Below are 10,380 nucleotides of genomic sequence, written 5' to 3' on the forward strand. Positions count from 1 at the left end.
CACCATCACCTGCTTCTTGCATGAAGACATACCAGTTTCTCCGGGTGAGTTGCATTTCTTTCTCCTGTTAAATGAAAGTTAAGGAAGCGTGTGCGCCATTGCGCCGGATGCTGTAAAGCGTCGATGAGCCTCGTCGGAAGGGTGTGTACCGTCTTGCGTCATTCTGGCGGCCTGCAAGTACGCGGTTCCACCAGATACCGCAGTCAACGCATTCCATGCTGTTGTCCCATCGGTGGTGAGGAGAATTGACGTGGAAGAGTTGTTGTACCGCATGATGAGGGTTGCATTACCGCCGCTGACGGCCACGCCGAGGACGCGCACCTTCTTGAAGTCATCATCAATAGTGAACGCAGCTGATGCCGAATTCATAACGTTGGAGCCAACGGTGCAAACCACATCGGTAACAGTGCGCCCACCGCCATCGGTGAGCCACGTATTTGCGTCTTCTGCCGAGCGATATGCCGCCGTCGAGATTGAGGCAGTGACGCCTGCAATCTGGTTTTTGCGCAGCGCGCTATTCACAGCTTTCACATGCCCCGCTGCGGTAGCATTAAATGACTGACCTGCAACAGTCGCCCAGAAGTCGCTGCTAGTGGCCTGTGTCGGCGTGATTTCAGAGTGGTAATACTTTTTTCCGCTGAACAGGGCTGCGATAGTAGCTATGTTGGCGATCAACTGAGATGCCGTCTGACCGAAAAAGATGTCGTTGTAGCCGTAGTTGTCGTAGATTCGCGTCGGTTTCAACAGTGCAATCATTGCGAGGCGTTTGGCGTTGCTACCCACAAAATACATCGCACGATCACTGCCCACCGACAAGTTAGAGCACGCCATCTTAGCCATGACGGCGCGAGAGAAGATTCCGCAGCCGCGCATATTGTCGATGGTATCGCTGCTGCCGTTGGCGATGGAGTCGCCCAATATGACAGCGCTCTCCTGCGTAGTCATCGCAAGGATTCCAGCTGGGTAATACATTGCATTGGTCGCACTGCTGACGGTCCCACTCATAGTCTGGTCCGTTGCGCCAGCCGCCTGGTATCCGTCCCGCCCACCTGGCAGGCATGAAAGGTTCGCCGATGTAATTGTCCCGGCAGAATTCTGGTAAAACGCTCGCACCCAAAACTCTGCATCACGCGGAATGACGATGGAAGGATCTGCGTCAGGGATGAGGTTCCCGCCATCTGGAGCAGTCCCAGCCACGGCGCCGCCGAACTTAAGCTGTTTGAATGTGCCAGCAGGATATTCAATTGAAGCAGTAATGGTCGCCGGTCCGCCAGGATTTACTTCTGTATTCGCATTACCACCGTTGAGATACCAGTTCGGGAAGATCGGCTGCGGAGCCACAATGTTGTCCTTTGCCACGTGGCTGCTCCGGGACATAGTAGCGAATACAGTCGATGAAAATGCTGTTGGCAACCTTCCACGATCAGTAACGTTACCCATGTATGGTGCAAACGGCCCTCCGTTTTTGACGGTCGGCTGTATGGGCTGCACCGCCCAGCCATCAGGCCCAAGAGTTGCATTGATAGGCATTCAGCCCTCCTCGTTTTCATGTACGCCGTTGGCGCGGTTGATCTGGGCGACGATGTACTCAAGCACGCGGCGCGAGCCGTCGCGGTGATAGGTCTGCAGCACGGCATCGATGCCACCCTGCACAACCGCCGGCCGTGCGAAGACTTGCGTCAGCTTCTCCAGGATGGCGGCGCCCACCTTGTGGTCCTCGAAAATCAGCTTGAAATCCGCCGGGGTCGGCTCATGGGGTTCGCGGTTGCTCATCGGGTGGCCTGCTGCATGGCAATGGGTACGGTCTTCTGGGCCAGCTCATGCTGCTGTTGCTGCTGCTGGGCCTGCTGTTGCGCCTGGGCGCGCTGCTCGCGCAGCTGGGTCACGGCCTCGGGCGGGCGAGATATCGAGGCTGGCGCACCCCGGCCTTCCATGATCTGGCGGGCGGCCTCGTCCATATCCACGGTGTCCAGCACAGTCGGATCCACGGCGGCAATGGCGTTGATCGATGCCAGGGACGATTCGATGGCGGTGACCTCCTCCAGCTTCTGGCTCTTGGCCATGGGCGAGTTGAACACCACGGTGATGGTGCGCTGGGCCAGCGACTGCGGCGGGCGCCCCAGAACACCGGCACGCAAGGCCAGGCCGAAGCAGCGGGCCACCATCGGGCCGTACCACTCCGGCTGCAGGCGGCCGAAGATCGGGCCCAGCACCTGGCGGATTTGCTGCACGCGCAGCTGGAACTCGGTGGCCGAGCGCACCGGGCTATCGATGGGCGGCAGCTGATCGGCCATCAGGATCTTGCGAATCGAGGCCTGCAGCGCTTCCTTCTTGGTGAACGACAGATTGAAGTTCGCGCCAGAGGCCAGCGGCTTCATGCTGTCCACCGAGTTGGCCACGATGATCTTGCGCGGGCCGATCTTCACGGTGCGCGGGTTGAGCACGCCGTCATCCTCGGCAATCCACATGCCCGAGATTGCGATATCGGCGTTCATGTCCTCCAGGTACACCAGGCGGTTCAGCTGCTTCACGTCGGGCATGGCGCGGTACATCGGGCCGACCGGATAGACCGTGCCCGGCAGCTTGGAATAGCGCGGCGCCCAGAACGGGCACTCATGAAAGCCGGATTCCTTCACCACGGCCTTGCTGTCCATCTCCACATGGATAGAGGCGAAGGGCAGATTCTTGGCCGTGATGCCGGCCTGGTCGGCACTGCTGCGCGGGTAGATCGACCACACGAACTTGAATTTCTCGTCCGGGTTGCCGTTGTCCTCCATGCACTTGCGGATCTTCTCGCTGACGTTGGACTCACCGAACTTGTTGACCGCCTGCTCAGCGGTCAGGCAGTACTCATGCACCAGGATGTCGGGCGCGCCGCCTGGCTTGGATGCGGCGATGTAGCTGGTGGCCATGGGCAGCAGCTGGAAGTGATAGCCGCCCTCTTCCGGCGAGTCGCAGAACATCACAAACCAGCCGGCCGCGACCAGGTCCAGGCATGCGTCGATGCCCTCGGAATCGTAGTTGGATGCGTGGATGTTGTGCCAGATCAGCTGCGCAGCAGCGTCCAGCCAGCGCTTTTCCTCGTCGGTGTCGTTGCCGGTGGAAAGGCCGACCCAGCGGGAATTGCTGGGCGTGCCACCGGTCATGATCGAGGCGGCGAGGATCTGGCCCGAGTCGGTGGCCGTGGAATCGAACAGGCGGGCGCGCTTGGCGGCCAAGGCGGCGCCGTCACTCTGCTCCCCGTAGAAGCCGTCACCGCGCTCCGGGAACGAATAGTCGTAACCATCCTTCCAGTTCTGCTCATAGATGGAGCGCGCCGACCGCATCGACTCCCGGCGCCGGATGATGGCTGATGCACGATCCATAGCTTAGAACGCTCCCAGTTTGCCCTGGCCCGAGGCAAGCACGGACATGGCCGCGCCGCTGCCGGTACTGGCTGCGCCGCTGGTGGTATTGCCGGCACCGCTGGCCAGAACGGTCTGCGCCTGCCGGGCTTTGTAGTTGGCCGCCAGCTTGGCGTTGCTGGCCTGGCGCGCCGCATCGGTCGCTGCCTGGCGCTCTGCTGCTGGATCGACCGTTGGTGCCGGGCTACCGCCCCCTCCGCCGCACATGGCTCAGCCCTTGTCGTTCTGGGTGATCTTCTCGGGCACCAGCCAGCCTTCGGCGGTCTGGATCGGACGCTTCAGGGTCGCAACGTCGATCTGGCTGGCGCTCACGTGGGTGAAATCGCTGCGGCCGCCGGGGCCAGGACGCAACGAGCCGGGCTTCTTGGCTGCATCAGCCTGGGCATCGGACTTGGCCAGCGCTGCCTTCAGCTCGGCCAGCTCGGCATCCTTGGCATCCAGCTGGGCCTGCAGCGCATCGAGGTCCACCACGGTGGCGCCTTCGCCGCCGCCGGCTTCCAGGGTCAGAGGGTCGGTGCCGCCGGCACCGGCGTCATTCCCACCATCGACCTGGCCCTGCGGCAGGCCGGTCGGCTGGTCGGGCGCGGGCGCAGTGGCCTCGCCGGGAACTTGGACTTTGGTGACGTTGGTCTTGGCCATACCGGGCTCCTTGAACGTTGATCGGTGGTGATAACGTCCGGAGTATCCGGCGGCCCGGGGGTCGGAATCCCGACTATCGGCGGGACTGGAATGCAGAGGGCATGCGCCGCTCCACCGGCAGCTGCTCGCGCTTCTGGCCCGTGACATCGGTCCAGAGCTGGATGAGGCGCTCACCGTCGAAGTGCTTGGGCTCGGCACCATCCTTCCAGCCCAGCAGCGTGGTCTTGGGGATGTGCAGCTGGCTTTCGATGCGGTACATGCTCCAGGCGGCGCGCTTCAGGTCAGCGAAGACGCTGAACCAATCGATGCGGACCTCGGGGGCGGGATAGGCTGGCAGCGGTGGCCTTGGCCTGGGGATGCGCTTGGGCGTAGGGAGGGCGTCACAGCTGGCGCCTGGCAGATCCAGGTCCAGCTGCGTGATGTTCGGCGGCGGGGTGATTGCGGTCATGGCCTCCCTTCATTCGGCTGCTGCGGTGGGGTCGGCGGCCGCTGCCGGCGGCGCAGGAATCGGGTCTTATTCTTCACTCGTCCTCCCAGTCTTCGAAGTAATCCAGCACCATGCCTCCGGCAAAGGCGAACGCAATTCCGAATGCGACCAGAATGATAAGGATGTCGACGCCATCCATCACGCCACCTCCAGCAGGCTCTGCTGCGGCTGCGCCACGGCCAGCGGCGTGATGGTCAGCACCACGCGCGCGCCCTTCTCATCCGGCTCCATACGCTCGGCCACGATCTTGCGCACCCACTTGTCGTCCTCGATGGCCACGCCCTTGAGCGCGTCGAGCAGCACCTTGTTGGCGTTGTCCAGGTCGATGCACATGACCGTGTCATCCCAGATGGCGCCATGCAGGCGCTGGCGCTTCTGCCAGTCCTGCGGACGATTGGGATACAGCCGGACATCGATCTGCACGCGGCCCGGCATGGGGGTGGTGATGCCGGCCTTCTTCACCAGCCAGCCAATCTCGGTGCGGTATTGCTTTGCTTCCTTGGTGGGCACGATGCTGATGTGCGTGCCGAGCTTCACGGGGCGCCAGTAGCGATTGGCGCTCAAGGGATACGGCAGAGTCAGGGTGATGGGCTTCATGTTTGCAATCCGGTGCAAGTTGGCAAAGTGCCCGGCCGGAGCCGGGCGCGGTGGTTCATCAGGATGTCAAAACCTGGCTGAAAGCAGCCAGATAGGCCTTTGCTGCACGCTTTGCGTAGCCCTCCTCATCCTCGCCAACGGCCAAACGCAAGTCGCCTGACGTATGCAATTGCCCCAGTACGAGCATCGCGAGAGCGTGGGCATGCTCATGGCTCGGCGCATGGCTAATGCGGCCTTCTGCCTGAGCAACACCAGGAACAGCGATTTGCTTCTCCAGCGCTTCTGTCTTGGCCGCCTGGCCCTTCTGGTACGGCATCCACTCGGCATAGAACGGCGGCAGCGGCTGGTATCCACGGTCTTCATCCTGAATCAGCGGAACGCTGGTGGCGCTGAAGGGCTTGCCGTCAGCATCGAAGCCGCCGATGTTGATCATGCGATCGCTCCAGACACGCGAAATCAAAGCAGGCAGCGGCGCGCCATCGCTCGGCGCCACGCCCGTGAAATTGGAACTGGGGAAGAACAAAATGACGCGTCCGACGGTGGGTTTGATGATGGGCATTACGATTTCTCCTTGGTTGGTGCTGCAAACGCGCGTGCGCGCGCGAGGTTATGCGGGGACAGCGAACTGCACCCGCGTCATCGGATCACTGCCTTGTTGCTGCGGCGTAACGGGCAGACTGGGCTGCACGGAACCGCGAACGGAGTGATCGATGAAGGTTTCGAGGCGGCGCAGCCAGTTCGTGACGTTGCCGTCGGTATCGCGGTTGAACAGGAGGTCACTGCGCTGGTTGAGCACGATGTCCTTCTGGATCAAGCGGTAGACGCGCTCCCAGCGCTCGGTGCCGTACCAGACGCGGATGCCACGGCAGACGGTCAGCAGCCACTCCAGGCGCTTGAGTTCCAGGGTGATGCGCGCCCATGAGGTGGCCTCGGTGCCGAAGTGGTAGGTGCAGTACCAGTTCGCGCCGCCGGTGGATGCGGTTGCTGCGCAGGGGCAGCCGTAGGCAGCGCACTGGCTGCGGTTTTCGTTGCTCATGCTGGTGCTCCTTCGGATGCGACGGGCTTGCGCCGACGTTCGGTGATGAAGTCCTGGATGCGCTGGGCGAATTCGTGGTACGTCTCGCGCGGCTTGGGCTGCAGGCCCAGCTCGCGGCCTTTGGCATCGATACCCTCGTTCGTTTTGCGCCAACTGCTGTCCTCCTTCGGTGGAGGCGGATTGAGCAACTCGGCCACGATCGGACGCAGGTAGTTCGGGTGGATCGGCTCCGGTGCGGGCTTGTAAAGCCTGGCCTGGTCGACAGCGCTGCTGAGCAGTTCGTCCGTGCATTTCGGGTTTTCGGCCCACTCCAGCGCCTGCGGGTTCATGGCCGTCATGGGTCTTACGCCCAGGTTGCGCAGCAGGATCGAGACCTGCACCGAGCGTCCAGGCGGAGCTTGTCCGCTGCTGTGGTCTTGCCCTTTCCCCGGGTCATCGTCGTCATCGAGGGTCGGGGCGCCTACTACGGTTGAGGCATGAGACGACTTTAAGGTTTTAAAATCATTTCCCTGTCCCTGTCCCTGTCCCTGTCCCTTAAGAGCGTTTTCCGGCGGAATTCCGGCGGAAGGTTTTTTTACTTCCGGTGGAAACAATTCATTTTCCAGCGGCATTCCTGCGGCTTTCCATTCCTCGAAAGTGGGGATTTCCAGCGGAGACAAGTTCTTTTGATGGCGCTCCTTGTTCTTCTTACGGATGCGATCGGCCAGCTTGTCGTAAGCGTGCTGGTGCTTGGAATCCCAGGCCTCACGGGCCTTTTCAGCGACTACTGGGTGATACAGGCGACCGTCCGAGCACTTGACCCAGCCATGCAAAGCACCCTTCTTGACCTTCTTCCATTCGCGTACGACGAAGCCATAGCCAGCCAGTTTTGCCAGCACGACATCATCGTCGGGCAGTGAAGCACTCGGAACCTGATGCCACGACGCGCACCACAACAAAACTGCGCTGCGGAATTCATTTCCGTTGGAAATCGAGGCCAGATCGCTGTCGCGCAGGCGGTTCACGTCCAGCGGCATGAAGGCGAAATCCTTCAGGTCGCAGTCAGGGGGTGTGAGGGGTTGAGGAAGGTCAGTCATCAGCATCCACCGCTAATTTCGGGTACACAAGGAAGCCGCGATCACTCAACCGGCGTAATGCTGTGACGCACTCATCGCCCCAGGCGAGAAAAACCGAGGCGGCTCCTGATCGGGATTTCTTGTGTTTGTTTTCGTGTCCGGGCACGAACTCGATGCGGCCGGCGACGAATAGGACCGCGTCAGCAGACGCGATCGCCTCTTGAAACCAGGCGGCATCGGTGCGTGAAAACACCAATGCAATGCCATTTGCGTGCGCGGCCATGCGGCGCATCCATTGTTGAGTCCACTTGCTATAGGGTGGGTTGAGCCAGACGCGCCCATACCAGGGCTTGCTCAAGCCGTCATCGAATACCGTGTAGCGATTCGTCGCTGGAATCCAGTCGAGCGTCATGTCGTGCGGCGATGACGGATCGAGGTCGAATTCAATATCGAGGCGCTGAAACACCCATGCGGGGGTGTACCACTCCACCGATTTGGCTGTGCGGGATTCATGAGAGACGTTCACACAGCCCCCAACAAATGCCGCACCGACCAAACCATAGGCGGCAGGATCGGCCCGGCCAGCTCGGCGGGCACTTCGAAGCGCGAGGTATGGACATAGCGCACGGTGCGCACGTCTTCGGCCACAGAGTAGAGGAAGGCGTTGTACTTGGCGCGGTCAACCGTCACGGCCTCCTGCCTTACCAGGCCGTGAATGACCTGCTGAACGCCCTTTTCGGTGGACAGGCCCAAGCCGAGGACGTGTTTCTGGATATCGCCCAGCCGGCTGTTGGGATTCGCTTCCAGGAAGGCAATGACTTCCTCGCGAATCTTGGGATTGTTTCTCATGCAGAAACCTTTTCCTTCTCCCGCATCCGATCCTTCTCCAGATCGGCCTGCAGGAACTTGAAGGCGCCCATCTTGTAGAAGCGCAGTTCTTCCTGGGTGCAGACGATGGAGTCGGCCGACACCACCTTCAGGTCCAGAGCAGCCAGAAGCAACGCCATATCGTCCAGGTGCTCGGTGGCCATGCGGCTCACCGTGCTGCCGTGCACACCGATGCACTCGGCTGCGCGGACTCGCGTGACCTCGGAAAGGCGCTGCATAACGACCGCCGATATCTGTGCGGCATTCGTGCGGGTGTTTGCCTGCAGGTCCGGGGATGATGGGTCTGCGGTGCTCATTTGTTCTGCTCCAGATACTGAGCGATTGCCCAGAGGTTGTTCCACGTGGGGTTCGTGGTCTGGCGCTGGCCGATCTTGCGCACCGTGGAAATGGGCACACCGGATCCATCAGCAATCGCCTGCCAACGACCCTTGCGGGCGCGCAGCTCGGCGTAAACAAGCTCATAGACGTTTGGGAGGAGTTTCATTGCGTGGCCTCGGCAGGAATCGGAATGCCGCTACGGACCTGCGCCCAGTCGACATCGGGGCGCAGCGATTCGCAGCGCACCTTGCCTTCGGTCAGGCGCTCAATCGCCGGGCAGTGTTCGGCCGGCACCTTGCGGCCCTCCGTCTTCCACTGGTTGACGGCAGCCTTCGTGACACCAAGGGCAGCGGCCAGCGCGACCTGGGAGCCGACGATCGCGGCGGCTTCATCAATGGGATGAGTTGTGGTCATGGTTTTCTCGAAAAGGATTGACTCATGCGAAGTATAGAAACACTAGACTTGATAAGTCAAGAAAATATAGACCCATTGCGTTTAGGCTGTCTTTACGATTTGCCAATGGAAATCAAAGAATGGATCCTGACCGCCAGGTCAACTAAGAAAATGACGCAGACCCAGCTTGGGGAAGCCATGGGTGTGACAAAGGGGAATGTCTCGGCTTGGGAGAATGGGCGACATGAGCCCAGCTGGTCGCAGATGCTCAAGATTTCAGAGCTGACGGGGGTCGCGCTACCGCTGCCCGCCAGCCTGCAGCAAGTTGGGAAGCGTTGGCCGTTCACGGTCGATCAGCACCTGTTCGAATCGATGCCCCTAACAGAACGCGAAAAAATCGACGAATATGTCGAATACATGGTCAACAAGTGGCACGCGTCTGCCGTGAAAAGTCCGAAGAGCGCGTAAGCCGGACCCGCGCCAGAGCGCGATTATTTTCGAATTCAAACCGCGACCGAGGGAACAATGAGAAGAATTTTCATGCTTGCGGCGGCCGGTGTCCTTGCCGGTTGCGCCACGTGGGGACAGCTTGATGATGGCCTCAAGGGACTGTTGGGCCAGCCCATTGATGTAGCGATCAACAAGATCGGTTTTCCCTCCAGCGAGCAGACCATCGCCGGCCGCAAGCTATACCGCTGGGGATCGTCAAGCCAGCAAATGGCCTACATGCCGACAACCACCACCACGAATGGCTATGCTGGCGTCGGCAGCGGGCTCACACCATATTCCAGCACCACCACAGGCGGCACGTTTGTTCCCGTGAACTACAACTGCCAGATCACCCTTGAGGTAGACGCCAAGCAAATCATCCAGCGATACCAGGCCGATGGCAACTTGGGTGGCTGTGAACCGTACATCAAGGCGCTAAACAAGAAATGATGAATTTCTCTTGGCTTCGTCTTTGCAAAGATGATGAGCTGCGGGACCGTGCTGTGCGCTCTTCGCTTCCTGTGTTCCACTCCACACCGAAGGCAAAACGCTGGGCAATCACTACATTTACGGTGGGAGGTTGCTTTTCCGGGCTAGCCGTTTTGTATGAGGTATTGGATCGCCTCCACTGGATATACGGCGTTCTTTTGCTATGGTCCGTCCTTGGAATTTGGGCACTAATCCTTATCCTTAAAGCTGAAAAATATCACCATAATCTGCGCGATGCGATCGAGGAAGAGATGATCCGCCGCGGCTTGGAAAAATAAAAGTATAGAAAATCGCAACGCAAAGTACATATTTTCTTGACTTGATAGTCTAGCTTTCCTATACTCGCTCCAACGGTTCCCCGAACCGACCCACTGGAGCGAGCGATGAACACCCACCAAAACCTGATCGATTGGCGCGCTGGCGTAGATACCACCAAGCGCCGCCCGACTGTTTCCCGCCTCCGCCGTCGCGCTATTCGGCTGGCGAAACGCTGCGCAGTTCTGTGCCTGTATACGGCCGCCATGACGGCTACCGCCATCTTCACGCTGGTCCTGCTGCAGGAAGCGCTGCGCGAGCCCCTGACCA

The 10,380-nt window shown here is 60.3% G+C and carries 19 protein-coding genes; 4 read left to right on the forward strand and 15 right to left on the reverse strand.

Annotation, left to right across the window (positions count from 1 at the left end; translation table 11 throughout):
* Positions 1 to 78 precede the first annotated feature (78 nt).
* From ACODSZ_RS22850 to ACODSZ_RS22920, 15 genes are all read right to left on the reverse strand, one after another.
* Entirely contained in the window at positions 79 to 1,359 is a 1,281-nt protein-coding gene (locus tag ACODSZ_RS22850) for a hypothetical protein (protein ID WP_488928604.1), read from the reverse strand.
* 171 nt (positions 1,360 to 1,530) lie between these two features.
* A complete protein-coding gene (locus tag ACODSZ_RS22855; protein ID WP_488927456.1) occupies positions 1,531 to 1,773 on the reverse strand; it encodes a hypothetical protein in 243 nt (80 codons plus the stop codon).
* Positions 1,770 to 3,365, reverse strand: coding sequence for a portal protein (locus ACODSZ_RS22860; protein ID WP_488928605.1), 1,596 nt, complete (start codon positions 3,363 to 3,365; stop codon positions 1,770 to 1,772). Before ACODSZ_RS22860 ends, ACODSZ_RS22855 begins: the two co-directional genes overlap by 4 nt.
* Positions 3,366 to 3,368: 3 nt before the next feature.
* Positions 3,369 to 3,611 (reverse strand): hypothetical protein, encoded by a 243-nt coding sequence (locus tag ACODSZ_RS22865; RefSeq protein WP_241821771.1) that lies wholly within the window; start codon positions 3,609 to 3,611, stop codon positions 3,369 to 3,371.
* Positions 3,612 to 3,614: 3 nt separating this feature from the next.
* The gene (locus ACODSZ_RS22870; RefSeq protein WP_488928606.1) at positions 3,615 to 4,043 is read right to left on the reverse strand and encodes a hypothetical protein; all 429 of its coding nucleotides are present in this window, start codon (positions 4,041 to 4,043) and stop codon (positions 3,615 to 3,617) included.
* Between the two features lie 73 nt (positions 4,044 to 4,116).
* Positions 4,117 to 4,491 carry a hypothetical protein gene (locus ACODSZ_RS22875; RefSeq protein WP_488928607.1) on the reverse strand — a complete coding sequence of 125 codons (375 nt, stop codon included), beginning with the start codon at positions 4,489 to 4,491 and terminating at the stop codon, positions 4,117 to 4,119.
* Positions 4,492 to 4,668: 177 nt separating this feature from the next.
* A complete protein-coding gene (locus ACODSZ_RS22880; protein ID WP_488928608.1) occupies positions 4,669 to 5,127 on the reverse strand; it encodes a RusA family crossover junction endodeoxyribonuclease in 459 nt (152 codons plus the stop codon).
* A 58-nt stretch (positions 5,128 to 5,185) separates the two neighbouring features.
* A complete protein-coding gene (locus tag ACODSZ_RS22885; protein ID WP_488928609.1) occupies positions 5,186 to 5,686 on the reverse strand; it encodes a hypothetical protein in 501 nt (166 codons plus the stop codon).
* Positions 5,687 to 5,734: 48 nt separating this feature from the next.
* Entirely contained in the window at positions 5,735 to 6,163 is a 429-nt protein-coding gene (locus tag ACODSZ_RS22890; RefSeq protein WP_488928610.1) for a hypothetical protein, read from the reverse strand.
* Positions 6,160 to 7,239: a DUF1376 domain-containing protein gene (locus ACODSZ_RS22895; protein WP_488928611.1), complete on the reverse strand. Its 1,080-nt coding sequence runs from the start codon at positions 7,237 to 7,239 to the stop codon at positions 6,160 to 6,162. Before ACODSZ_RS22895 ends, ACODSZ_RS22890 begins: the two co-directional genes overlap by 4 nt.
* On the reverse strand, positions 7,232 to 7,744 hold the full coding sequence (locus tag ACODSZ_RS22900) for a DNA N-6-adenine-methyltransferase (RefSeq protein WP_488928612.1): 513 nt from the start codon (positions 7,742 to 7,744) through the stop codon (positions 7,232 to 7,234). Before ACODSZ_RS22900 ends, ACODSZ_RS22895 begins: the two co-directional genes overlap by 8 nt.
* Complete coding sequence (locus ACODSZ_RS22905) at positions 7,741 to 8,067, reverse strand: hypothetical protein (protein ID WP_488928613.1); 327 nt, start codon at positions 8,065 to 8,067, stop codon at positions 7,741 to 7,743. Before ACODSZ_RS22905 ends, ACODSZ_RS22900 begins: the two co-directional genes overlap by 4 nt.
* The gene (locus ACODSZ_RS22910) at positions 8,064 to 8,402 is read right to left on the reverse strand and encodes a CII family transcriptional regulator (protein ID WP_488928614.1); all 339 of its coding nucleotides are present in this window, start codon (positions 8,400 to 8,402) and stop codon (positions 8,064 to 8,066) included. The genes ACODSZ_RS22905 and ACODSZ_RS22910 overlap by 4 nt, the downstream gene beginning before the upstream one ends.
* The gene (locus ACODSZ_RS22915; RefSeq protein WP_488928615.1) at positions 8,399 to 8,590 is read right to left on the reverse strand and encodes a hypothetical protein; all 192 of its coding nucleotides are present in this window, start codon (positions 8,588 to 8,590) and stop codon (positions 8,399 to 8,401) included. The genes ACODSZ_RS22910 and ACODSZ_RS22915 overlap by 4 nt, the downstream gene beginning before the upstream one ends.
* Positions 8,587 to 8,838: a transcriptional regulator gene (locus ACODSZ_RS22920; RefSeq protein ID WP_488928616.1), complete on the reverse strand. Its 252-nt coding sequence runs from the start codon at positions 8,836 to 8,838 to the stop codon at positions 8,587 to 8,589. Before ACODSZ_RS22920 ends, ACODSZ_RS22915 begins: the two co-directional genes overlap by 4 nt.
* Positions 8,839 to 8,943: 105 nt before the next feature.
* Between ACODSZ_RS22920 and ACODSZ_RS22925 the strand changes: the two genes are divergently transcribed.
* The 4 genes from ACODSZ_RS22925 to ACODSZ_RS22940 all read left to right on the forward strand — a co-directional run.
* Positions 8,944 to 9,285, forward strand: a complete 342-nt coding sequence (locus tag ACODSZ_RS22925) for a helix-turn-helix transcriptional regulator (RefSeq protein ID WP_488928617.1) — start codon at positions 8,944 to 8,946, stop codon at positions 9,283 to 9,285.
* A gap of 57 nt (positions 9,286 to 9,342) precedes the next feature.
* Entirely contained in the window at positions 9,343 to 9,756 is a 414-nt protein-coding gene (locus ACODSZ_RS22930) for a hypothetical protein (RefSeq protein ID WP_488928618.1), read from the forward strand.
* Positions 9,753 to 10,073: a hypothetical protein gene (locus ACODSZ_RS22935; protein WP_488928619.1), complete on the forward strand. Its 321-nt coding sequence runs from the start codon at positions 9,753 to 9,755 to the stop codon at positions 10,071 to 10,073. The genes ACODSZ_RS22930 and ACODSZ_RS22935 overlap by 4 nt, the downstream gene beginning before the upstream one ends.
* Before the next feature lie 105 nt (positions 10,074 to 10,178).
* Positions 10,179 to 10,380 (forward strand): hypothetical protein (locus tag ACODSZ_RS22940; protein WP_488928620.1); only part of this gene is annotated, 202 nt, incomplete at its 3' end.

The organism is Herbaspirillum sp. FG34 (assembly GCF_057809315.1).

What these genes read in the sequence shown, in the direction of transcription:
- ACODSZ_RS22855 (WP_488927456.1), bottom strand. Translation starts at nt 1,773, where the DNA reads ATGAGCAACCGCGAACCCCATGAGCCGACCCCGGCGGATTTCAAGCTG.
- ACODSZ_RS22860 (WP_488928605.1), bottom strand. Translation starts at nt 3,365, where the DNA reads ATGGATCGTGCATCAGCCATCATCCGGCGCCGGGAGTCGATGCGGTCG.
- ACODSZ_RS22865 (WP_241821771.1), bottom strand. Translation starts at nt 3,611, where the DNA reads ATGTGCGGCGGAGGGGGCGGTAGCCCGGCACCAACGGTCGATCCAGCA.
- ACODSZ_RS22870 (WP_488928606.1), bottom strand. Translation starts at nt 4,043, where the DNA reads ATGGCCAAGACCAACGTCACCAAAGTCCAAGTTCCCGGCGAGGCCACT.
- ACODSZ_RS22875 (WP_488928607.1), bottom strand. Translation starts at nt 4,491, where the DNA reads ATGACCGCAATCACCCCGCCGCCGAACATCACGCAGCTGGACCTGGAT.
- ACODSZ_RS22880 (WP_488928608.1), bottom strand. Translation starts at nt 5,127, where the DNA reads ATGAAGCCCATCACCCTGACTCTGCCGTATCCCTTGAGCGCCAATCGC.
- ACODSZ_RS22885 (WP_488928609.1), bottom strand. Translation starts at nt 5,686, where the DNA reads ATGCCCATCATCAAACCCACCGTCGGACGCGTCATTTTGTTCTTCCCC.
- ACODSZ_RS22890 (WP_488928610.1), bottom strand. Translation starts at nt 6,163, where the DNA reads ATGAGCAACGAAAACCGCAGCCAGTGCGCTGCCTACGGCTGCCCCTGC.
- ACODSZ_RS22895 (WP_488928611.1), bottom strand. Translation starts at nt 7,239, where the DNA reads ATGACTGACCTTCCTCAACCCCTCACACCCCCTGACTGCGACCTGAAG.
- ACODSZ_RS22905 (WP_488928613.1), bottom strand. Translation starts at nt 8,067, where the DNA reads ATGAGAAACAATCCCAAGATTCGCGAGGAAGTCATTGCCTTCCTGGAA.
- ACODSZ_RS22910 (WP_488928614.1), bottom strand. Translation starts at nt 8,402, where the DNA reads ATGAGCACCGCAGACCCATCATCCCCGGACCTGCAGGCAAACACCCGC.
- ACODSZ_RS22915 (WP_488928615.1), bottom strand. Translation starts at nt 8,590, where the DNA reads ATGAAACTCCTCCCAAACGTCTATGAGCTTGTTTACGCCGAGCTGCGC.
- ACODSZ_RS22920 (WP_488928616.1), bottom strand. Translation starts at nt 8,838, where the DNA reads ATGACCACAACTCATCCCATTGATGAAGCCGCCGCGATCGTCGGCTCC.
- ACODSZ_RS22925 (WP_488928617.1), top strand. Translation starts at nt 8,944, where the DNA reads ATGGAAATCAAAGAATGGATCCTGACCGCCAGGTCAACTAAGAAAATG.
- ACODSZ_RS22930 (WP_488928618.1), top strand. Translation starts at nt 9,343, where the DNA reads ATGAGAAGAATTTTCATGCTTGCGGCGGCCGGTGTCCTTGCCGGTTGC.
- ACODSZ_RS22935 (WP_488928619.1), top strand. Translation starts at nt 9,753, where the DNA reads ATGATGAATTTCTCTTGGCTTCGTCTTTGCAAAGATGATGAGCTGCGG.